18 protein-coding genes and 2 tRNA genes are annotated in these 22242 nt (G+C 66.4%); 2 read left to right on the top strand and 18 right to left on the bottom strand.

The genetic code is table 11. From position 1 onward, the window contains the following. From ACLB1G_RS21165 to ACLB1G_RS21125, 9 genes are all read right to left on the bottom strand, one after another. Window positions 1-3278: beta strand repeat-containing protein (locus ACLB1G_RS21165; protein WP_491629211.1), on the bottom strand; the 3278-nt coding region annotated here is incomplete at its 3' end. Window positions 3279-3332: 54 nt separating this feature from the next. Further along, window positions 3333-5039 (bottom strand): ShlB/FhaC/HecB family hemolysin secretion/activation protein, encoded by a 1707-nt coding sequence (locus ACLB1G_RS21160; RefSeq protein WP_491629210.1) that lies wholly within the window; start codon window positions 5037-5039, stop codon window positions 3333-3335. 57 nt (window positions 5040-5096) lie between these two features. Further along, window positions 5097-7220, bottom strand: coding sequence for a CHAT domain-containing protein (locus tag ACLB1G_RS21155; protein ID WP_491629209.1), 2124 nt, complete (start codon window positions 7218-7220; stop codon window positions 5097-5099). 311 nt (window positions 7221-7531) lie between these two features. Then, a complete protein-coding gene (locus tag ACLB1G_RS21150) occupies window positions 7532-8098 on the bottom strand; it encodes a PEP-CTERM sorting domain-containing protein (RefSeq protein WP_491629208.1) in 567 nt (188 codons plus the stop codon). 406 nt (window positions 8099-8504) lie between these two features. Continuing rightward, window positions 8505-8594 (bottom strand) — tRNA-Ser (locus ACLB1G_RS21145). 39 nt (window positions 8595-8633) lie between these two features. Further along, a tRNA-Ser gene (locus tag ACLB1G_RS21140) sits at window positions 8634-8723 on the bottom strand. Window positions 8724-8789: 66 nt separating this feature from the next. Continuing rightward, the gene (gene serS, locus ACLB1G_RS21135) at window positions 8790-10082 is read right to left on the bottom strand and encodes a serine--tRNA ligase (protein WP_491629207.1); all 1293 of its coding nucleotides are present in this window, start codon (window positions 10080-10082) and stop codon (window positions 8790-8792) included. 97 nt (window positions 10083-10179) lie between these two features. Further along, window positions 10180-10383 carry a hypothetical protein gene (locus ACLB1G_RS21130; protein ID WP_491629206.1) on the bottom strand — a complete coding sequence of 68 codons (204 nt, stop codon included), beginning with the start codon at window positions 10381-10383 and terminating at the stop codon, window positions 10180-10182. 56 nt (window positions 10384-10439) lie between these two features. Further along, a complete protein-coding gene (locus ACLB1G_RS21125) occupies window positions 10440-11636 on the bottom strand; it encodes an aminotransferase-like domain-containing protein (protein ID WP_491629221.1) in 1197 nt (398 codons plus the stop codon). A gap of 18 nt (window positions 11637-11654) precedes the next feature. Here ACLB1G_RS21125 and ACLB1G_RS21120 point away from each other — a divergent pair, with 18 nt between their 5' ends. Then, window positions 11655-11846: a DUF2917 domain-containing protein gene (locus ACLB1G_RS21120; protein ID WP_491629220.1), complete on the top strand. Its 192-nt coding sequence runs from the start codon at window positions 11655-11657 to the stop codon at window positions 11844-11846. A gap of 16 nt (window positions 11847-11862) precedes the next feature. Here the strand turns inward: ACLB1G_RS21120 and ACLB1G_RS21115 are convergent, their stop codons facing one another. The 9 genes from ACLB1G_RS21115 to ACLB1G_RS21075 form a co-directional block, all read right to left on the bottom strand. Beyond that, window positions 11863-12966 (bottom strand): serine hydrolase domain-containing protein, encoded by a 1104-nt coding sequence (locus tag ACLB1G_RS21115; protein ID WP_491629205.1) that lies wholly within the window; start codon window positions 12964-12966, stop codon window positions 11863-11865. Window positions 12967-12972: 6 nt separating this feature from the next. Next, a complete protein-coding gene (locus ACLB1G_RS21110) occupies window positions 12973-13809 on the bottom strand; it encodes an alpha/beta fold hydrolase (protein WP_491629204.1) in 837 nt (278 codons plus the stop codon). 81 nt (window positions 13810-13890) lie between these two features. After that, window positions 13891-14145: a formate dehydrogenase subunit delta gene (locus ACLB1G_RS21105; protein WP_491629203.1), complete on the bottom strand. Its 255-nt coding sequence runs from the start codon at window positions 14143-14145 to the stop codon at window positions 13891-13893. Between the two features lie 49 nt (window positions 14146-14194). After that, entirely contained in the window at window positions 14195-15031 is an 837-nt protein-coding gene (locus ACLB1G_RS21100; RefSeq protein ID WP_491629202.1) for a hypothetical protein, read from the bottom strand. Between the two features lie 13 nt (window positions 15032-15044). Beyond that, window positions 15045-15500 (bottom strand): hypothetical protein, encoded by a 456-nt coding sequence (locus ACLB1G_RS21095; RefSeq protein WP_491629201.1) that lies wholly within the window; start codon window positions 15498-15500, stop codon window positions 15045-15047. Window positions 15501-15587: 87 nt separating this feature from the next. Continuing rightward, window positions 15588-16571, bottom strand: coding sequence for a helix-turn-helix transcriptional regulator (locus ACLB1G_RS21090; RefSeq protein WP_491629200.1), 984 nt, complete (start codon window positions 16569-16571; stop codon window positions 15588-15590). Window positions 16572-16577: 6 nt separating this feature from the next. Next, the gene (locus ACLB1G_RS21085; protein WP_491629199.1) at window positions 16578-17882 is read right to left on the bottom strand and encodes a replication-associated recombination protein A; all 1305 of its coding nucleotides are present in this window, start codon (window positions 17880-17882) and stop codon (window positions 16578-16580) included. A gap of 50 nt (window positions 17883-17932) precedes the next feature. Next, complete coding sequence (lolA, locus tag ACLB1G_RS21080; protein WP_491629198.1) at window positions 17933-18556, bottom strand: outer membrane lipoprotein chaperone LolA; 624 nt, start codon at window positions 18554-18556, stop codon at window positions 17933-17935. A gap of 119 nt (window positions 18557-18675) precedes the next feature. After that, window positions 18676-21054, bottom strand: a complete 2379-nt coding sequence (locus ACLB1G_RS21075) for a DNA translocase FtsK (RefSeq protein WP_491629197.1) — start codon at window positions 21052-21054, stop codon at window positions 18676-18678. A 232-nt stretch (window positions 21055-21286) separates the two neighbouring features. Between ACLB1G_RS21075 and trxB the strand changes: the two genes are divergently transcribed. Continuing rightward, entirely contained in the window at window positions 21287-22240 is a 954-nt protein-coding gene (trxB, locus tag ACLB1G_RS21070) for a thioredoxin-disulfide reductase (RefSeq protein WP_491629196.1), read from the top strand. Window positions 22241-22242: the final 2 nt, after the last annotated feature.

Raw genomic sequence — 22242 nt, 5'->3', positions numbered from 1 at the left:
CCCCCCCCCCCCCCCCCCCCCCCCCCCCCCCCCCCCAGGCTGCTGCCGCTGGCGTTGCTGAAGGTGGCGCCGGTCACCAGCGTGATGTTGCCGGCGCTGCTGGACAGGTTCTGCGCCAGCGTCAGCGCCCCGCTACTGCGCACCAGGATGTCGCCGGCCACCACGCTGTTGGTGGCGGTGATGTTGGCCGCACCTGGCCGGACCGTGCTGTAGCCCTGGCCAGACAGCGCGCCTATCGTCAGCGCGCCGCGATTGACCAGGTTGACGCTGCCGTCGTTGGCCGCCGCCACGTCGAACACGGCGGCCAGGGTGGCGACCGCGTTGTCGGCGCTGGTCAGCTGGAAGGCCGAGGCCGGCTGCGAGCCGTGCAGCAGCAAACCGGCTGCCGTGATGGCGGCGTCGCTGGCCACCTTGCCGCCCGAGGACAGGGTCACCAGGCCGCTGGCCTGCAAGGGCGAGCTGATCACGATGCCACCACTGCCGGCGCCGTCGTTTTGCAAGGTCAGGTCGCCGTTCAGGCTGCCCTGGCCGGCATAGGTGATTGCGCCGCTGTGTTCACTGCTGCCGATGACCACCCGCGCCGCCGCCGCGCGGCCGATGCCGAAGTCGGACAGCGCGACCTGGAATCCGCCGCCGCTGGCGCCGACCGTGATGGGCACGGCCAGCGCTTCGGTGCCGGCGCCGGTACTGCTCACACCGCCCGGACGGAAATTGATCACGCCACCGGTCTGGATCGAGGTCGACTGGCCGGCCGCAACGGTGATCATCGCCGCGCCCCGGGTACTGTGGTTGAGTGCGCTCAGCGCCACCTTGCCCTGCATCGCGCCGCCACCTATCGCCACGCGGTCGAACAGCAGGCCGGCGCCGGAGACCGCCGACTCCCCGGCGAGATATGCATCGCCCTGCCCCAGCGCACCGGCAACGGTCGCGATGGCAGTGCCATGCATCTCGACCCCGGCGCCGGTGGTGCCGCGTCCCGCGATGCGCAAGCTGGCGCCGCCGCTGGTGGACAGGTTGGCGCCGTTCAGCAGCACCCCGGCCGGCGCGGCCTTGTCGCCCACGCCGACGATGGACAGGGTTCCGCCGGCGGTCACCACGCCGCCGATGGCGGTGCCATAGCCGCCGCTGCCGTCGGCGCCGGCCCCGGTGGCGTAGCCGGTCACCGACACCGCGCCGCTGCCCGAACTGAGGCTGGTGCCTGCCCCCAACTGGAGATGGCTGCCATAGCCGCCGTCTATGCCGGCGCCGGCCAGCACGCCGCCGCCATATCCCAGCAGCGTAATGGCGCCAGAGCTGCTGGACAGGCCGGTGCCGGCCGTGGCCAGCACGATGTCGATACCGGTGCCGCCCCGGGGAGACTGGCTGGCCGCATACATGCCGATACCGCCATAGCCAACCAGGTCGATGGCGCCGCTGGCGCTGCGGATGCTGCTGTCGGCCAGGGCCACGCCATGGCCGGCGCCGGGACGGGCATAAAAACTGCGCGCGCCGATGCCGTGGATCAGGACGCTGCCACCGGCGCCGGCGTCGCTTTGGCCGGCCCGGGTGTCGAGCAGGGCGCCGGTCAGGCGCACGCCGTCCAGGTGCTCGGCGTCACCCACGGCATAGCCCTTGACCTTGTCGCTGCCGCCATACAGGGCAATGTCGCCGCCATTGGTCAGGATGGATGAGCCGGATTTCATCACGATGGCGCCGCTGCCGGTGCCTGCCGCATCCGGCAGCGCATGGGCGTTCAGGTTGACCCCCAGGGTTCCGCCAGTGGCGCCGATGGCCACCCGCTCATCGACCACGATATCGCGCGCCGCGTTGAACGAGAGCGTGGCGGCGCCGGCCCCGGTCTTGGCGATGCTGGCGCCCACGGTGATGCCCTGCCCTTCGGCCAGGGCGTTCACCTGCACGCTGGTGGCCTGGTCCAGCACCCGGCCTATGGCTGCGGCCATGGCGGTGCCGACGCTGGATGCGCCCGCGCCCTGCAGCGTCCAGCCGCCCGCCGCGCCATGGGCCGATGCAGCATCCGCGCGCCAGCCGGACAGGTCGAACTGGCTGGCCGAGGTGGTGACGCCGCCGCCGTCGCCGCCCAGCGCCCCACCCCGGGCGCTGACGCTGCCCAGGAAACTGCCGGCGCCAGTGGCCGACAGCGTCACTTGGCCGCCATTGCCGCTGCCGCTGGCATCGGCCTTGATCGCGGCCATGGCGTCCATGGCGATGGTGGCGGCGGCAGCCGCCACCGTCCCGCCGCCGGCGTCGCCGCGCACGTCGATGCTGGAGGTCTTGTCCAGGCTGACCTGTCCTGCGCTGAGCGAGACCGCGCCGCCCTGCAGCCCGGCGCCAGTGCCGGAAGCGTCCAAGGCGCCGCCGGCCGTGACCACGCCGGCGCCGGCGTCCAGTACCAGCTTGCCGTTGCGCTCGACCAGCGAGCGGGCCCGCAGTGTCCCGCTTTGCACCAGCGCGGCGCCCACGCCGGCGGCCGAGCGCGCGCTCATGATCACCTGTCCGCCATCGGCCAGTACGGCGCCGCCGTTGCTGACCAGGGTCGCGAAGGTGGCGGCGTCCACCACCACGCGGGTCAGGCCGTCGCCGCTGAAGTCCAGCGAGACGCCGTTGCCGGCCGCCAGCGCCACCGTACCCAGGCGTGCGGTGACGGTGCCCGTGTTGCTCACCGTCGCCCCCAGCAGGGCGATGGTGCCGCCGCCGTTTGCCGTTCCGGTGGCCGTCAGGCTACCCGCATTGCTGATGGCCGCCGTGCTGGCACCCTTACTGAAGTGGAAAATACCGTCCCCGTTGGCGGCCCTGTTGAATTCGGCGTCGTCGATTGCCAGGGTGGATGCGACCAGGCTGCCGACGTTGACCGAGGCGCCGGCGCCAAACAGCACACCGTTGGGATTGACCAGGAATACCTTGCCATTCGAGCTGAGCGTGCCGAAGATTTCGCTGGGCGCGGCGTTGGCGCCACTGCCCGCGGCGACCCGGTTCAGGCTCACGCTGCTGGCCTGCGGCTGGTTGATTTGCACCGATGCGGCGCTGCCGATGGAAAAGCTGGTCCAGTTGTTGATACCGGTCTGCGTGCTTTGCGTAATCACCAGGGTGGGATTGGTCCCGCCGGTCTGCGCGATCTGGGTGCCGGTGCTGGCGCCGCCGGCGGCCAGCACCGGAAAGGCACCTGGCGCCAGCACGGCCGGCGGCGCCGCCAGGGCCAGCGCCACGGCGGTGGCCAAGGGCTTGCGCAGGCGCCGGGCAGGAAGGCGGCGGACGGACTTGGCAAAAAAATCGTGGTTCATATCGGTTTCCTGTTGGCCTTGCAGCGCGCCCGGGCGCGCCATCCCATCGCTGTTTTAAAACGCCTTGACCAGTTGCCCGAACACGCGCGCCCCGTGTTCGCGGCCGCTCTCCGGCGTACCGGACTGCAGCGTCGGCCAGGCCACGCTGGCGCGCAGCGTGACGCCGGTGGCGACCACCCTGAACAGGCCCAGCCCCGGCCCCCCCAGGGTAAGCCGGTTGGCCTCGCCTGCGGCCGGGGCGTGATTGACGCGTACCCGGCCGATGTCATAGAAAGCGCTGAAAGTGGTGCTGCCCGACACGCTCCAGCGCAGTTCGGCATTGAGCAGCGTCGAATGGTCGCCGATGCCGCCCGAAGACGAAAACGCCCTGACCGCACGGGCGCCGCCGGTAGCGATCTTGTCCGCACTGTCGAGATTGCGGTTAGCCCATTGCCCGGCCACGGCCAGGTAGGCGCTCAGCGCGCGGCTCACGTATTGCAGGCGCGACGCCTGGTAGGTCAACCGCACATAGCTGCCATTGGTATGGCGGCCGGCCGGGCCCTGGTCGAGCGCGCGCTCCTGGGGCGAACGGATGTCCAGGTGGCCCCGGTACAGGTCGAATCCGCCGCTGACGTAGCCGCCGCCCCAATACTGGTCACGCCGCTCATACACCATGCCCAGGTCGAGGTTGGCCAGATACTTGGTGGATGCCGTGCCCACCGCGTCGATGTGGTCGTCCAGGCGCTTGTACTCCAGGCTCAGCTTGCCGAACAGGTTCTGCATGCGCGAGCGCAGCAGCGGATAAGTGGCCGCCAGTTCCAGCACGTCCGCACTGCCGTGCGCGTCGAGGGCGTCGAAATCGGCGCCCAGCTGATACTGGATACGGCCCAGGGCGGCGCTGGCCCGCAACCCGCCCGGCCCCAGCGGCAGCTCATACGCCAGGCGGCCGAACAGCAGGCCCTTGCCTAAGGAATTGAGCAGGCGCAGGTCGAGATTGTCGCCTATGCCCAACGGACTGTTGTAGCGGGCCAGCAAGCCGGCGCGGTAGCGGCCAGTGCTGGCCGTGCCCTGGTTGTCGAGGTCGGCGGTAATGGTGCTGCGCGGCGCTGGCTTCACTTCGATCACCAGGTCGAAGGTGCCGGGTGCGTCGCCCGCCTCCAGCGCCGCCTGGGTGGCCATGCCGGGGGTATCGGACAGGATCAGCATAACCCGTTCCAGTTCCTGCTGGGTCAGCGGGCGGTCCGTGGGCAGCTGTGCGGCGATGGCCGCGATGCGCGACTCGGCCACCGGCGCATCATCGATGTGCTCGATGCGGACCCGGGCCAGGCGCCCTTCCAGCACCGATATCTCGACCTTGCCGCCCTCGATTTCCTGGGCCGGGACGAAGGCCTCGGAGAACAGGTAGCCGGCCGCGCGGTAATGCGCCGAGACGCGCTCGGCCAGGCCGGCCAGTTCGGCGAAGCTGACCCGTTGACCCAGCTTGTCCGCCACCAGCTGCTGCAGGACGGCGTCGGCAAACACGGTGTTGCCCCGGAAGGCGATGGCGGTCAAGGTGAAAGTGGGCTGGGCAGCCGCCGGCGTGGCAGTCCGGGCAGCCTGGGATGCGGCGCTGGCGGCCGGCATGGCCAGCGCCGGGTCCGGACCCGGGACAGCGGGCTGGCGGGCCGCCGCCTCGGACTCGCGCAGCGCGCGGCCGGCGTCAAGCACCTGGGCCTGGGCGGCCTGGCCGCACACCAGCAGCAGGCCGGCTTGCGCGCACAGGGGACGCAGCAGATTTTTCATCTTGACAGCCTTCATGAACAGGGTAAAGCAGTCATCCCGCGGCGTCGGCCGGCGGGGTCAGATCGAAGCGCGGCTGCGCAGGCGCATGCGCCAATCGCCCACCAGGTCGAACGCGGCCCAGAAATACGGATCGCGGTATTTCGCGTTGCCCAGCACGGCCAGCTGGGCGCGCTGCATGGCCGCCGCCGACGGTTGCCCCTGCGCCAGGCTGCGGTACAGGGTGGTCATCAGCAGCTCGGTGGAGTTGTCCTCCACCGGCCACAGCGACACCAGCAGGCCGGCCGCGCCGGCGCTGAGGAAGGAGCGCGTGAAACCGAGGATTTCGTCGCCGCGCGCCACCCGCCCCAGGCCGCTCTCGCAGGCGCTCAGGGTGATCAGGGACACATTGCCCATGTTGATGCCATAGATTTCACGGGCTTCCAGAAAGCCCGGGTCGGCGCCTTCCGGGGCGAACAGGATGCGCGACTGCAGCGGGTCGACCAGATCGACCTCGGCATGTGCGGCAACGTGCAGGATACCGGCCTGGGCCACGCTGGCGCGGAAGCGGGACTTGGTGGCGGCAGACTGGATGAACACTTGGGAACCGGTAAACAGGGCGCCGATCTGCTCCACTTCACGCTCGGCGCCGGGCAAGGCCAGGCGGGCATCGGTGCCGGGATTGCCGAACGCCACCAACGGCGCCTCCTGGTCCACGCTGCGCCGTGCCAGCTGCACCGCCACCCCGGCCGATGGCGCAAAGGCCAGGGCATGCCGCTCGATCAGGTAGGAGGCGCCGTCATGCAGGGCCTGGAACGGCATGTAGTGCAGGGCGTCGTGCGGCACGATCAGCAACTGCTCGCCGGCCGCGATGTCGAGCGGCGCCAGCAGCAGCGTATACAGGCGGCGGCCCAGCTCGCGCGCGGCCGGCTTGCGCTCCAGGATGGCCTGGCGGAACGCCGCGATATCGGCCGCCAGTTCCTTGCGCGACCGGCCGATGCGATAGCCCTGCATGCCAGAGGGCCGCACCACCCAGGCGATGAGCTGGTCGTCCAGGGTATGAAATTCGACGATCGCCTCGCCCTCGCGCAGGGCGGCGCGCACGGTGGCGGGAGTGACCCGGCCGCTGTCGCCGCCGACGCCGCTGCGCTTGACGGCGGCGCGGTCTCGCACCAGGTCGAGCAGCGCGCGCGAGCGGCTTTGTTCACTCAGGGCGAACGCCCCATCGGCGTCGCCGGCGCCCATGGACAGCGCGATGGCGCGGTCGAAAATCTGCTGGACGTCGCCGAACAGACCGGACTTGAACTCTTCGCTGCGAAAGCGCTCACGGATGGTTTCCGACGTGCGCACCGCGTCCATATACGCCTGGCGCGCGCCGGGCGCGTCGTTCATCAAGGCCAGTGTGCGGCCCATGCCTTCCTGCCCCCACAGGCGGTGGTAAGCGGCGTCCGATCCGCTGGCGCTGCGCACCACGTCGGCAAATGCACGCAGCGCCTCCGGATAATTGCCTTCGGCCAGGTTCAAATTTCCCAGGCTGCGCTTGTACGCCATCGCCAGCGCCGGCTCCGGCTGGCCGAGCTGCTGGTACAGGGCGCGCGCCTGGGCCAGCTGCCCATGTTTCAAATAGGCATTCGCAAGGGAAATTTTCACCAGCGGACGAAACTTGTCGCTGGCGGCCGTGTCCGCTTGCTGATAAAAGGCGATGGCCGTGTCGTACTGGCCACGGCGGGCGGCGACATCGCCCAGGGTCTTCAAGGCGGGGCCGGCAATGGCGGGCTGATGCTCGCCGCCGCTGGCGATGGCATCGCGCGCATACTGTTCCGCATGCTCCAGGTCGCCCGCATAGCTGTAGGAGATGGCCAGGTCGCGTTTGGCGGAGGCCACCAGGCTGTGGTCGCCCTGCTGCAAGCCTATGACGATGGCCTTGGCCGCCGCCTGGATGCTGAGCCGGAACTCGCCGCGCTCGGCCAGCGCGACCGACTGGCCGCAGTACTGGAATCCTTCCAGCTTGACCCGGTCACGCTGGTAGAGCAGTCGCCCCTCATCGGTCAGCGTCTTCAGGGTTTCGGCATCCTGCAGCCGGGAACGGCTGCCGCCAGCCGCGGAGCTGTCGGCGGCCGCCAGCGGCCCATGGGCGGCCGCGCTGACGGCGACCAGGCATACCAGCATCAGACGGGAGAAGACGCGTTGAGGACGACGGCGCATGGCAGTACCAATCAATATGGCGGGGGAAAAACGCGCGCGTCGGGAGCTGGGTGCCGAGCGACACTGTGCGTTGGCCTCGACCAAGGCGGCGCCACCCTGCACCATCGTGGGGCAATACCGGTTGGCTTGGAAGCCTTGTCAGAACGTCACGATTATATACTGTGCAGCTATGCCTGTACGAGCTGCGGAATTATCTTTTAAGAAAATGTCGTGAAATCTCCACGCCAGCGCCAGCGGCCGCCAGCGCGCCTGTCAGTGCTGAACACCTCCCCGCTTAGGGCGGGGGCCAGCGTTGGCAGACGGCCAGGTGTTTAACCGCGCCGGCGCCTTGCAATGGCGCCAGCCAGGCCCAGGCCAGCGAGCAACATGGCATAGGTATCCGGCTCGGGGACGGCACTGATCGAGATGTTGTCGATAACGGATTGGCTGTTTCCAGTCCCGTCCGAAATGACTATCCTGGTCACATTTGTCCAATTGAAGGTGGCCAAGGTGGCTGCCGCCGTGGTCGAATAGATGTCTGCCGAATACAGCAAGGTCGATCCGTTGTAGCCGCTTACATGCGTGACGCCATCGTACCAAGCCCGGGCGACATAAAAGGAATCGAGCGTGAAGGCAGTTGCACTGGAGAACGAAGCAGGCTGCGCTCCCCAGTTGACGCCGACATTCGAGCCGCTGACGAGACCGGCTTCGTAGCCGCTGCCCGCAAAGTCGGCTGCCGTCACGGCGGCGAAATTCTCCCATATCAGGCCGGCGTAGCTGGCCGATATGACTTCCCCGTTCTGCTTGGGGCTCAACTCGTCGAAGGTAACCGTGCCCGCCGCCGCCTGGAATGATGCCGCAGCCATTAGCAATGCTGCGACTAGCTTTTTAATTTTCATTGGATCCCCGTCAAGTTGATGTACCAAGCTCGTGGACTTGGTTCGCCACGATATCATAATTATAATCAACTTTCATCTTCAAATTTCTTGTAGTCATATAAATCAGACCCAGGGCATCCTGGAAGTGGCGCGCATGGTCACCGAGCAGGGGCTGAGTGTGAAGCATGTCAGCGTAAGCATGGGGATCGGTCCGACCGCGATCCGGAGCCGGCCGGTACAGCACCCGCCAGTCCGGCTTGTAACCGCCCTGGCGGCGCAAGTTCGTTCACACCACAGGCAGCAAGCACTACCCCCGACATCGCTGGAACACGGCGCACGTTGACGCACGTATCAAAACAAAAAAACCGCTGCCCAGAATGGGAACAGCGGTTTTTCTGATGTCCGTCAAGCTTACTGGACGATGTCCTGGCGGAGAGGGTGGGATTCGAACCCACGGATGGGTTGCCCCATCGCTTGATTTCGAGTCAAGTACATTCGACCACTCTGCCACCTCTCCTGGTGACGCATTTACTACTTTTTCCGCAACAACGTAATGTGGCGGAGAGGGTGGGATTCGAACCCACGGATGGGTTGCCCCATCGCTTGATTTCGAGTCAAGTACATTCGACCACTCTGCCACCTCTCCGTTTTCCCACCTGCTGCTGCGAGAAGGCAAGATTATAGCAGGCCATCCCGAAAATGGAAGGACAATTTACACCGGCTTCAAATGGGTCTGCCCGCCCATGTAGGGACGCAGCACTTCCGGAATCTCGACGCTGCCATCGGCCTGCTGGTAGTTCTCCAGCACCGCCACCAGGGTGCGGCCCACGGCCAGGCCGGAACCGTTCAGGGTGTGCAGCAGTTCGGGCTTGCCTTGGGCGTTGCGGAAACGCGCCTGCATGCGGCGCGCCTGGAACGCTTCGCAGTTCGACAGCGAGGAAATCTCGCGGTAGGTGTTCTGCGCCGGCAGCCATACTTCCAGGTCATAGGTCTTGGTGGCGCCGAAGCCCATGTCGCCGGTGCACAGCGACATCACGCGGTACGGCAGGCCCAGGCGCTGCAAAATGGTCTCGGCGTGGCCCACCATCTGGTCCAGCGCGGCGTAGGAAGTGTCGGGATGCACCACCTGCACCATCTCGACCTTGTCGAACTGGTGCTGGCGTATCATGCCGCGCGTGTCGCGGCCGTAGCTGCCCGCTTCCGAGCGGAAGCACGGGGTATGGGCCGTCATTTTCAGGGGCAGGGTCTCGGCCGCCACGATCTCGTCGCGCACGATGTTGGTCAGCGAGACTTCCGAGGTCGGGATCAGGTAGAAGGTCTCGCCTTCGCCTTCGGCGCCGCCCTTCTTCACCGAGAACAAGTCGGCCTCGAACTTGGGCAGCTGGCCGGTGCCGTACAGCGAGTCGGCGTTGACCATGTAGGGGGTGTAGCATTCGGTGTAGCCGTGCTCGTCGGTATGGGTGTTCAGCATGAACTGCGCGATGGCGCGGTGCAGGCGTGCGATGCCGCCTTTCATGACCGAGAAGCGCGAGCCGGTCAGCTTGGTCGCGGTGTCGAAGTCCAGCCCCAGCGGACCGCCCACGTCGACATGGTCCTTGATCTCGAAATCGAAGCTGCGCGGGGCGCCGACCTTGCGCACTTCCACGTTGCCGCTCTCGTCGTTGCCCACCGGGACCGATTCATGCGGCAGGTTGGGGATGCTCTGCATGAACTCGGCCAGCTTGGCCTGCACGGCGGCCAGCGCCACTTCGTTGGCCTTGAGCTCGTCGCCCAGTCCGGCCACTTCCGCCATCACGGCCGAGGTGTCCTCTCCTTTGCCCTTCAGCATGCCGATCTGCTTGGACAGCGTATTGCGCTTGCCCTGCAATTCCTCGGTGCGCGTCTGGATCGCTTTGCGTTCCGCTTCCAGGGCGTTGAAACCGTCCACGTCCAGCTGGAACTTGCGGGTCGCCAGGCGCGCGGCGACGGTGGCGATGTCTTTACGGAGAAGTTGGATATCTATCATGGGAAACAAAAGCCGTTTATAACGAAAACGTCAATTGTACCAAGACGCAGCCGCTTACTCCTCAGTTTTCACGGGTGCAGCAATGTGACGCGACGGCTCAGATCAGGGCGGCTTTCTCGGCGGCGGACAGGCGCTTGGCGCTGACCACGACCACGGGCATCTTGCTGTCGGCCTGGGCGGCCAGCACCGGGGCGCGGGCGGCGACCTGGATCGCAGGTTCGTGGGCGGTGGCAAAGGCCGAAGCGGTGGCCAGCACGGCGGCGGCGACAAAGATGGCTTCCATGTGTTTGGTGATGTTCATTTTCAGCTCCTTGAGGTATCTGGTTGATCGGGCGTTGCGGTATGGTTGTACTGTACCTAAAGGGCGTATGGGTCGCCATCAGGATGCGACGGAGTGCAGGAAAGCGGGCCTGGAATGCAAAAAAACGGCGCCAAAAGCTGGGCGCAGATGGCGTCCGACATGCGGCCGATGCGCTGCGCCAGCGCGCGCCGCATCTTGCGCACCTGGTTCTCGTAGGCGCTGCCCTGCAGGAAATCGGCCAGCACGGCCTGGAAGAAGTGGCTGGTGGCGCCGCTGGACACCATCTTGAGCACTGCCGCCTCCTGGGCGTAGCGCCCGGCCACCACGTAGCCTACCCGCGCGGCAGGGCTGACCGCCTTGTAAAAGGACGAGCACAGCATGACATGGCCGCTGCTGTCGTAAGCCTTGAGCGGCCACGGACGCTGGGCCGCGAAGCACAGGTCGCCATACACATCGTCCTCGATCAGCGGCACGCCATGGCGCGCCACCAGCCGCGCCAGGCGCTGCTTGTTCGCTTCCGGCATCACGCAGCCGAGCGGGTTGTTCGCGTTCGGCACCAGCAGGATGGCTTGCGCCAGGCCGGCGTTCAGGGCCAGTTCCAGGGCGTCGATCGATGGCCCCGACTGCGGATGGGTGGGGATTTTCAGCGCCTTCATGTCCAGGCTTTCGATCAGCTGCAGCAGCACGAAATAAGTGGCTGATTCGATCGCGATGGTATCGCCCGGCCTGGCCACGGCGCGCAGGCGCAGGCTGATGGCTTCGGTGCAGGAACCCGTCACCACCACTTCGGCAGGATCGATCTGGCCCCAATCCAGGGCGCGGCGGCCGATCTGGCGCACGAATTCCGGTACATTGGTCTCGTAGCAGCTGACCCGGGTCAGCAAGCCGGGATCGCGGCGCGCGGTGGCGGCCACGGTTTTCTGCATGCGCTTGACGGGCAGCAGTTCGTCCGGCGGCCAGGCCGAGCCCAGCTGCATGACGCCGGGCGTCTCGTTGGCCTTCAGCACCCGCATCAGCAGGTTGTTGATGCCGACATAGGCCGCTTCCCTGAGCGGGCCGTGTTCGTCGGCCACAGTGGCGGTACGGGCGCGGTGGCGCACGTAGTAGCCGGCCTGGGGCCGGGCGTCGACCAGGCCCCGGTCTTCCATCAGGCGCAGGGCCTGCAGCACGGTGCTGACCGACAGCCGCTTCTGCTGCGCCAGGTGGCGGATGGAGGGCAGCCGGTCGCCGGGCGCGAACACGCGGCTGCTGATCAGGCCGCCCAGTTCGTTGTGCGGCTGGAGCGCGCGGCGGGGCGGCGTATCGAGTGTCTGTCGGGCACGGCGTGGATCACGGCCTATGGCTTGCGCACCGACATCATGCTGCGCGCCGGCCAGAGCTTCGAAGTGCCCAACAATGGCCTGACCCTGGTCGAGGCGGTGGGCAGCGGCAGCGCCACCATCCGCCACTGCCGCCAGGGCTGAGCCCCGCGCCGCCGCTTCATCGCCGCAGCTCGGCCGCCAGCACCGCCTTCAGGATGGCTTCCGAGCGGCGCTGGCCATAGCCCTTGCCATAGGCGCTGGAGGTGACCGCCACCACCAGCCGGCGCGACGGGATCACATACAGCTTGTTGCCCCCATTTCCGGAGGCGAAGGAAACCTCCACCTTGCGGCCATCGATCTCATGCGTCTTGAAATACCAGAAATAGCCGTAGCCGTCGGCATAGCGGTCCACGTCGGCGATGGCCACGCGCGGCGCCAGTGCGGCCCGCAGCCAGGCGGCGCTGATGACGCGCCGGCCTTGGTACACGCCGCCATCCAGCACCATCTGCCCGATGCGCGCCAGGTCGCGCGCCGCCAGCGAGAGGTTGCCCTGCCCCTTGGGATGGCCGGCCACGTCGCGTCCCCAATGCCAGCGCTGTATGTCCAGCGGTGCGAACAGGGCTTCCCGCGCAAAGGCTTCCAGGTCCTGGCCGCTGGCCTGCTCGATCACGATACCGGTGAGGTAGCTGGCCAGGGAGTTGTAGCGGTAGCGTGTGCCCGGCGCCGTCTCGCGCGGGATGGTCAGGGTGTAGGCCAGCGGATCGGCCGCCTCGTCGAGGAAATCTTCATTGCCCGGCGACTTGGGATCTTCGTCAAAGGCAGCCAGGCCGGAGCGCATGGTGAGCAAATCGGCCAGCACGACGCCACCCACGGCGCTGCCCTGCGACTGCGGCCAATAGCGCTGCACAGTGTCGTCCACGCCGGCGACCAGGCCGCGATCGATGGCGGCGCCGGCCAGCAGCGCCGTGATGCTCTTGCCGGCCGAGCGGATGTCGTGCAGGGTATCGGCTGTCTCGCCGTTGTAATAACGTTCGGCCGCCAGGCGGCCTGAGCGCAGGATGACCACGGCGCGCAGGTCCGGATGCTCATCCCGGTCCCAGCTTTGCAGCACACGCTCCAGCCCGTCATCCTGGGCCTGCACCGGTAGCGCCGCCAGCAACATGGCCATGCCGGCCGCCATGCAGGCGCGCATCCAGCCGGGCATGCAGACCAGCACGGCGGATAGGCGCCAGCCAGTCAGCGGACCGGGCAAGCCGGGCGGAACCGGGCGGCGCCGCATCATGGGGGCTCAGGCCGCCGCCGCGCCGTCGCCATCGCCCGCGTCGGCCTCCGCCGGGGCGTCCAGCCAGTCCAGCACGGCCTGGTTGAACTTGTCCGGCTGGCGCACCATGGGCCAGTGGTCGGTGTCGAAGGCGATCACCTTGCACCCGGGCCGGGTCGCCAGGGTTTCGGCCCAGGGCTCGGAATGGAACATGAAGGGCTTGCGCCTGCCGTAGATGAATAGCACCGGGCACTGCGGCACGAAAGCCAGCAGGCCGTGGTAGGAGCCGGCCGCGCCAGCCGTGGCGATGTAATACGGATAGTTCATGCCCGAGTGGATGTAGCGCCGCTTGGCAGGGGCCTTGGCAGCGCCGGCCATCCATTTGGTCATCATGTCGCCCACCGGGCCGCCCATGCTCCAGGCCAGCGCCAGGAAGCTCTGGTAGCCGTTGTACTTGATGCTCTGCGACAGGCTGCGCGAACGCTGCACGGCCTTGGAAGTGGCGTCGCCCACGTCCACCGCGATGATGCACGACACCAGCGCCTTCTGGCGCATGTAGAACTCGTAGCCGAAAATGCAGCCCCAGTCGTGCAGCATCAGGATCACCTTGCCGTTGGGGCTGACCTGCTTGACCACGTGCAGGAACACGCGCATGGTGGCGTCCAGCGAGTAGGAGCGGCGCTTCTTGGTGATGTCGAATCCGGGCAGGGTGAAACGCACGCAGCGGTAGCGGTGCTTGAGTTCCTCGACCTGGGCGTCCCACAGCCGGTGCGTATCCGGCCAGCCGTGCACCATGACGATGGTTTCGGCGCCCTCGCCTTCGATGTAGACGTCGATCTCGCCGACCTGGACGATCTGCTGCATGCCACTCCCCTGCTGTAGACTAGCGGGGCCACGAACCCCGCAAAGTTCCTATCTTAACAACAGTCAGTCCGGTAGGCCAGCTCAGCCGGCATCGCCGCCCGGCGGCGGCGGCGCGGCCTGCTCGGCGCGGTGCGCCGCGATCGAGGCCCGCACGAAGGGCGACAGGTCGCTGCCGCCCTCGTGGTCGATGTAGGCATACAACTCATTGCGCATGATGGGCGCCCAATAGCGCTTCAGGTGCTGGGCCGCCTCCACCGAGGCTTGCTCGCGGTCCGGGAAGGTCTCGTAGAAGGCCCCGATCTGGTTGGCCATGGTGACTAGGTTGGCGACATTCATCTTGCCTCTCCTGGCTGTGGATAGATGTCTGCCTATTCTGCATCATTCTTCAGAACTTGGGCGCATTGATCGGCCGCTCGGGTTCGCTGCCAGCCGTGATCATCTTCTGGTGGGCCGGGTTCTTGGCAATCAGCTCTCCCATCCTGGCCGCCACCTCGGGCATGCCGCTGACGTTGGCGATGCGCATTTCGATGCGGTCCGCATACAGCTGGTAGCCGTCGGAGTAGATCAGCAGGTTGACCACGGTGCCGCAGCTTTTCCACATGGGCTGATGGTTGGGCGAGCGGGTCAGCTCGGCCGGCTTGAACAGCTCGTCGGTATAGCGCAGCATCTCGCCCCGGCATTGCGGATAGGGGGTGATGCCGGGATTGGTGGTGTACACGCCGCCGGCCTGCTGGTACTGGGTGCCGATCAGCATCAGCCCGGGCTGCATGCGGTCCGACCACAGCACCTCGGCCGTTTCCGTATTGGTGCCCGGCGCCTGGAACACGGGGTCGCCGTATTTTTGCGTCAGCGACTTGACGATATCGTTCATGAACTGCTTGCGCTTCCTGAACACGATGGTGCGGCTGGCGCCGGCCAGGCTGCCGTCCGGCAGGTAGTTCAGGTGCAGGTAATCGCCGGTGATGACGGCGCCGTCGGGGTTTTGCTCCAGCACGATCTCGTACATGGCGTCGTAATAGATATGCAGATTGCCAGCCGACACCTCGCGCTTGGTGGTGCTCACCTTCATCTTGGGATACTGCTTCTTGAGCAAGGCGATGGCTTGCTCGGGGCTGGTCTGGAAGCCGATGCCCAGGATGTCGGCATTGGTCACGCGTGGCGATTGGGCGTGGGCGGCGCCCATGGCCAGGCACAGTGCGGCCGCGCTCAGCAGGGTTTTCATGGTGGGACTCCGTTCAGCTTTTCAGGGGAATGCCACCCTGGGCCGCCAGCTTGGGCTGGACCTGCAGGATGTGCTGGAATTCGTTGCGGAACAAGGCGTACAGGTAAGCCCAGAACGCCAGCAGGGCCAGCATGCCGGCCACGCCGCCCTGCAGCCCGCCAAACAGCATGGCGCCGACGCCCAGCGCCAAGAGGCCGACCATGATCACAGTGGTCTTGCTGCGCGACCAGTAATACAGCTTGCCGTCGCCCAGCCGCACGCCGACAATGGACTTGCCAGCCAGGTACAGGGTCACCTCGCTGCCCAGGCCGCGGGTCATGAAGTCCTCCAGGCTGCGGGCCGTGGTCATCTTCTGCAGCACCCTGCCGCCGATCTCGATGGTGTCGAACTTGACGAAGGACTTGCCGATGGCGTTGCGTATCACGACGCCGCTGCCCAGCATGCCCAGGATGCCCGTAATCTCCTGCATAAAATAATTCCTTTCATAAACGTTATGAAAGGATTAAACCATTCCGGCAACGAAGGCTCCATAGAACAGATGTCCTATGCGCATATCCTATGGTTCGAGGGCCTTGAGCAGGGAGCTCTTGCTGTTCACTCCCAGCTTCTGGTAGATAGCGTGCAGCTGGTTGCGCACCGTGGCGGGCGAGACGCCCAGCTGGCGCGCCGCTTCCTTGTAAGTGCCGAATTCGACGATTTTCTCCACCACGCGCAGCTCGGCCGCCGTCAGCTTGCGGCCCGGCTCCCTGCCCTGCACGCCTATCATCAACAGCCCGCCCTGGCGCCGCAGGGCCAGGATGACGTGGCGGCCCACATAGCGCTGCCCGCTGTCCGCCGCCAGGCCGGCCAGGATCTCGGGCGGCAGCTGGTGCGACAGCCAGTCCGGATATTCGCGCCGCAGCAGCAGGATGGCGCTGTCGTCCAGGTGGTGTATCCAGCCGTTGGGCTCGGCCACGATGAAGCCGGCCTGGGAAGCGCCAGCCGTCAGCGGGCTGGCCGCCAGCTTGCGGTTGATGGAGATAGCCTGCAGCGCGTGCGGCACCAGCAGGTCGGCCATGGCCAGGTCGGCGGCAGTGAAGACATCCCGCGCCCTGGCCCGCCACAGCGAGAAACTGGAAATGCTCTTGCCGGATTGGCGGGTGATGAAGGCAAACGCGTTGAGCGACTGGGTGCGGCGCGCGTACTCGCGCACACCGTCGTCGTCGACCGCCAGGCTGGACAGGGCGTGCGCGCGGCCCGGCCCGGCCATGGCCTGGCGCAGCAGCGGGTCGCGGGTAGAGAAGCCACCATCGACGGTAAAGCTCTCTGCCCCCATCAGTTCGGCGCGGATGGCGGCCTTGTCCGGGACCACGTTAAAGACGCTGTGTCCGGTCATCACGGTACGCCCCTGCTCGTTCACGTGCAGCAGCAGCAGGCCGCCGGAATCGAAGGCCACCCTCTCGCGCATGCCGCGCATCATGGCATCGGCGAACTCCGGCACCGGCGCTGCCTGGGCATCGCGGTACAGGTCGAGGATGAAATGGCTGAGGCGCTGATCCATGCCGGCTTATTTCTTCCCCGCTTCCTCATCCCACTGGCGCAGGGTGGCCAGCTTCTCGGCGATCTTGATTTCCAGGCCGCGCGGCACCGGCTGGTACCAGCCCGGCTCGCGCATGCCGTCCGGCAGATAGGTTTCGCCGGCCGCGTAGGCATTCGGCTCGTCGTGGGCGTAGCGGTACTCGTGGCCATAGCCGAGCTCCTTCATCAGCTTGGTCGGCGCGTTGCGCAGATGCACCGGCACCTCGCGCGACTTATCCTTCTTCACGAAAGCCATGGCCTGGTTGTAGGCGTTGTAGCCGGCGTTGGACTTGGCCGCCACCGCCAGGTAGACCACGGCCTGGCCCAGGGCCAGCTCGCCTTCCGGCGAACCGAGGCGCTCGAAGGTGGCGGCGGCGTCGTTGGCCAGCTGGATGGCGCGCGGATCGGCCAGGCCGATGTCTTCCCAGGCCATGCGCACGATGCGGCGCGACAAATAGCGCGCGTCGGCGCCGCCGTCCAGCATGCGGCACAACCAGTACAGGGCCGCGTCCGGATGCGAGCCGCGCACCGACTTGTGCAGGGCCGAGATCTGGTCGTAGAAATTGTCGCCGCCCTTGTCGAAGCGGCGCGCATTCAGCGTCAGCGCGTTCTGGATGAATTCCGGCGTGACGTGGGCCGTGCGGGCCGCGTTGGCGGCGGTGCTGGTCTGCTCCAGCAAATTGAGCAGGCGGCGCGCATCGCCGTCGGCATAGCCCACCAGCGTATCGATGGCGGCCTGGTCGAATTCCAGGTGCGACAGCGCCTTGTCGCGGGCCTTGGCCACCAGCTGGCGCAGCTCGTCCTCGTTGAGCGATTGCAGCACATAGACCTGGGCCCGCGACAGCAGCGCGGAATTGACCTCGAACGAGGGATTCTCGGTGGTGGCGCCAATCAGGGTCACCAGGCCGGATTCCGCATACGGCAGCAAGGCATCCTGCTGCGACTTGTTGAAGCGGTGGATCTCGTCCACGAACAAGATCGTGTGCTTGCCCTGCTGCAGGTTGTGCTCGGCCTGCTCCATGGCGGCGCGGATATCCTTCACGCCCGAAAACACGGCGGACAATGCGATGAACTCGCAATCGAAGGCGCGCGCGGTCAGGCGCGCCAGCGTGGTCTTGCCGACCCCGGGCGGCCCCCACAAGATCATGGAATGCGGCTGCCCCGACTCGAAGGCCAGGCGCAGCGGCCGGCCCGGCCCCAGCAGATGGCTTTGGCCTATCACCTCGTCCAGGGTCTTGGGACGCAGGGCCTCGGCCAGCGGCTGGCGCGGATCAGTTGAAAATAAGTCTGCCATGGTGTCATGCCGCCCGGGACCGGCGCGGCGCGCTAAAGCCCGATGATTGCTTAATTGTTGAAGACGTCGGCGCCCTTGGGCATGACGAATTTGAAACTGGCGGCGTTCAGGGCCGGGTTCTTCTGGATGTTCTTGAACGACAGCACCGACAGCTGGCCGAAGGTATCCTTCAGCTCCATGGCTTCGGGCAGGCCGTTGCGCAGGCCGATGGTGATTTGCTCGAAGCTGCTGTCCTTGGCCTTGGGCACGGCTTTCAGCCATTCCAGGCCATCCTTGCTGCCGGCTTCGGACAGGGTGAAGTTCTTGTCCAGGTCGTTGCTGCCGAACAGGATGGCGGCCGGCGAGGAACCCAGGGCGTCGCCCAGCTTCTTGACCGTCACCTGGTTCAAGTCCTTGTCGTAGATATACAGCTGATCGCCGTCGGCCTGCAGCACCTGTTCATAGGGTTTCACGTAGTTCCAGATGAACTTGCCGGGGCGGGCAAAGGTGAAGTTGCCGCTGGACGTGACGCCGGGCTTGGCGTTGGCGCCGGACTTGACCTGGCGCTGGGTGAATTCGCCCTTGGCGGCCTTGGTGCTGCCGACGAAATCCTTGAACTGTTCCAGGGCGCCGGCCTGTACGGCGCTGGCGGCCAGACAGGCGGCGATGGCGATGATGGCTTTAAAACGATACATACTGGTTGTCCTTGTTAAGTTCGCGTATCTGCCCGCTCGGCATGGGACTCCCGCCTGCGCGGGAGTGACGGCCCTCCAGGGCAGGCAGGAGCCTATGCCGAGGCTGTATGGCCGGCGGCTCACTCGGCGCTGGCGCCCGGCGTCAGGATATCCCGGTTGCCGTTAGACTGCATGGCCGAGACCACACCGCTATTTTCCATTTGCTCCAGCAAACGCGCCGCACGGTTGTAGCCGATGCGCAAATGACGCTGCACCAGTGATATCGAGGCGCGGCGGTGCTTGAGCACCACCTGCACCGCCTGGTCGTACATGGGGTCGGCCTCGCCGCCGCCTTCCCCGGCCGGAGCGCCGTCCGCGCCGCCCTCGCCTTCAAGTGTGCCGCCTTCCAGGATGCCCTCGATGTAGTTCGGTTCCCCGGTCGATTTCAAGTGGTTGACCACCCGGTGCACCTCGTCATCCGAGACAAAGGCGCCGTGCACCCGCACCGGCAGGCCGGTCCCGGGCGGCATGTACAGCATGTCGCCCATGCCCAGCAGGGTTTCCGCGCCCATCTGGTCGAGGATGGTGCGCGAGTCTATCTTGGACGAGACCTGGAAGGCGATACGGGTCGGGATGTTGGCCTTGATCAGGCCGGTAATCACGTCCACGGACGGCCGCTGCGTGGCCAGGATCAGGTGCAGGCCGGCGGCGCGCGCCTTCTGGGCGATACGGGCGATCAGTTCCTCCACCTTTTTGCCGACCACCATCATCAGGTCGGCCAGCTCGTCGATGATGATGACGATGGTGGGCAGCTTTTCCAGCGGTTCCGGCGAGTCCGGCGTCAGGCTGAACGGATTCGGGATGTGTTCTTCCTTCCTGGTGGCCTCGGCGATCTTGGCGTTGTAGCCGGCCAGGTTGCGCACGCCCAGCTTGGACATCAGCTTGTAGCGCCGCTCCATCTCGTTCACGGCCCAGTTCAGGGCGTGGCCGGCCTGGCGCATGTCGGTCACCACCGGCGCCAGCAAGTGCGGAATGCCCTCGTACACCGACATCTCCAGCATCTTGGGGTCGATCAGTATCATGCGCACGTCGGCCGGATCGGCCTTGTACAGCAGCGACAAAATGGTGGCGTTGATGCCCACCGACTTGCCCGAGCCGGTGGTGCCGGCCACCAGCAAGTGCGGCATCTTGGCCAGGTCGGCCACCACGGCCTTGCCGGCAATGTCCTTGCCCAGCGCCACGGTCAGCGGCGACTGGTTGTCGTTGTAGACCTTGGAGCCGAGGATTTCGCTCAGGCGCACGATCTGGCGCTTGGGATTGGGCAGCTCCAGCGCCATGTAGTTCTTGCCGGGGATGGTCTCGACCACCCGGATCGAGGTCAACGACAGCGAACGGGCCAGGTCGCGCGCCAGTCCGACGATCTGCGAACCCTTGACGCCGGTGGCCGGCTCGATTTCGTAGCGCGTGACCACCGGGCCGGGATAGGCCGCCATCACCTTGGCCTCGACGCCGAAGTCGGACAGTTTCTTCTCGATCAGGCGCGAAGTGAATTCCAGCGTTTCGACAGGCACGGTTTCCTGCACCGGCGGCGGCTCGTCCAGCAGGGACAGGGCCGGCAGCTGGCTGTCGCCGCCCAGGTCCTGGAACAGCACGGCCTGGCGCTCTTTCTCGACGCGCTCGGACTTGACCACGGTGACCACCTGCGGCTCGATCTTGACCGGCGCCGCCGCCACATGCTTCTCGATATGCTTGGCGCGCTCGGTGACCACCACTTCCTCGCGCTTGACGGCCGCCACCTCGCCCTGGCGCCTGTCTTCGCGGTACTGGTAGCGCAGGATGAACCAGTCTATGCCGGTCTCGATGGCGGCGCCGATGCGCTCGGCCAGCGCCAGCCACGACACCTGGAAGAACAGGCTGAAGCCCAGCCCGAACAGCAGCAGCAGCAAGAGCGTGGCGCCGGTGAAGCCGAACGCCACATGGGAGGAATGGCCGATCAGCTGGCCCAGCACCCCGCCCGGCGCGCGCGGCAGCTCGGCATGCAGGGTGTACATGCGCAGGTATTCCAGGCCCATGCTGCCGGTGAACATGAACAGGAAACCGACCAGGCGTATCAGACCCTCATGGTGATGCTCGGGTTCCGGCTCGCGGGTCATGAGGAATTTCTGGGTCAGGCGGCGGTAGCCCTGCCAGACGATGCGCAGCATGCCGAAGCACAGCCACCAGGCCGAAAAGCCGAAAATATACAGCAGCAGGTCGGACAGCCAGGCGCCGGCCCGGCCACCCAGGTTGTGTACCTTGGGCACCACATTGGCGTGCGACCAGCCGGGGTCGGCCTTGGAGAAGCTGACCAGGATCAGGACGAAATACAGGCCCAGCGCGGCCAGGGCGAACCAGCGCGCTTCCGACAGCAGGCGCACCAGGCGGTTGGGCAGGGGTTGCCGCTCGGTGGCGCGGCCATCGCGGTGATAAGTGTTGGCCGCCGCGCGCGGCGCGCGTTCCTGCGCTTTTTTACTGCTCATAAATAGATACGGCTGAAGGGTGAGGCAATGTTATCGACCTTGACATATCGAAGTACCGGTATTCTAAGGCATACGCCGCCAACCGGTCCCACGATTCATGCCCGTGCGCGGCTTGGACTATAATCCTGCATTGCTTGCGTTATTGCAATGGCCGCTTGCAGCCTTGTGCCCTTGCCGGCCATGCCGACGCCCCCACATTGGTGATATCGACACTTTTCAGAAGAAGCCCTCCATGACCACTACCAAACACGCCCGTGTCCTGATACTTGGCTCCGGCCCGGCCGGCTACAGCGCCGCCATCTACGCCGCGCGCGCCAACCTCAACCCCATGCTGGTGACCGGCGTCGAGCAAGGCGGCCAGCTGATGACCACCACCGACGTGGAAAACTGGCCCGCCGACCCCATGGGCGTGCAAGGCCCGGACCTGATGCAGCGCTTCCTGCAGCACGCGGAGCGCTTCAAGACCGAGATCGTGTTCGACCACATCCACACCACCAAGCTGAACGAAAAACCGATACGCCTGATCGGCGATAGCCATGAGTACACCTGCGACACCCTGATCATCGCCACCGGCGCCTCGGCCCAGTACCTGGGCCTGCCGTCCGAGCAAGCCTTCATGGGCAAGGGCGTGTCGGCCTGCGCCACCTGCGACGGTTTCTTTTACCGCAACCAGGAAGTGGCGGTCATCGGCGGCGGCAACACGGCTGTCGAGGAAGCGCTGTACCTGTCCAACATCGCCAACAAGGTGACCCTGATACACCGCCGCGACAAGTTCCGCGCCGAGGCCATCCTGATCGACCGCCTGAACGCCAAGGTCGCCGAAGGCAAGGTCGAGATCAAGTACAACCACACCCTGCAGGAAGTGACCGGCGACGACAGCGGCGTCACCGGCCTGAAACTGCAATCGACCGTGGACGGCACCGTCAGCGAAGTCAAGGTGCACGGCCTGTTCGTGGCCATCGGGCACAAGCCCAACACCGGCATCTTCGAGGGCCAGCTGGAGATGCACAACGGCTACATCAAGACCCGCGCCGGCACCGACGGCATGTTCACCGCCACCAGCGTGCCGGGCGTGTTTGCCGCCGGCGACGTGCAGGACCATATCTACCGCCAGGCCATCACCAGCGCCGGCACCGGCTGCATGGCGGCCCTGGACGCCCAGCGCTACCTGGAAGCCCAGGAGTAAAT

The organism is Duganella kummerowiae (assembly GCF_053572355.1).
This window is presented reverse-complemented; position numbering and strand designations above follow the sequence as displayed.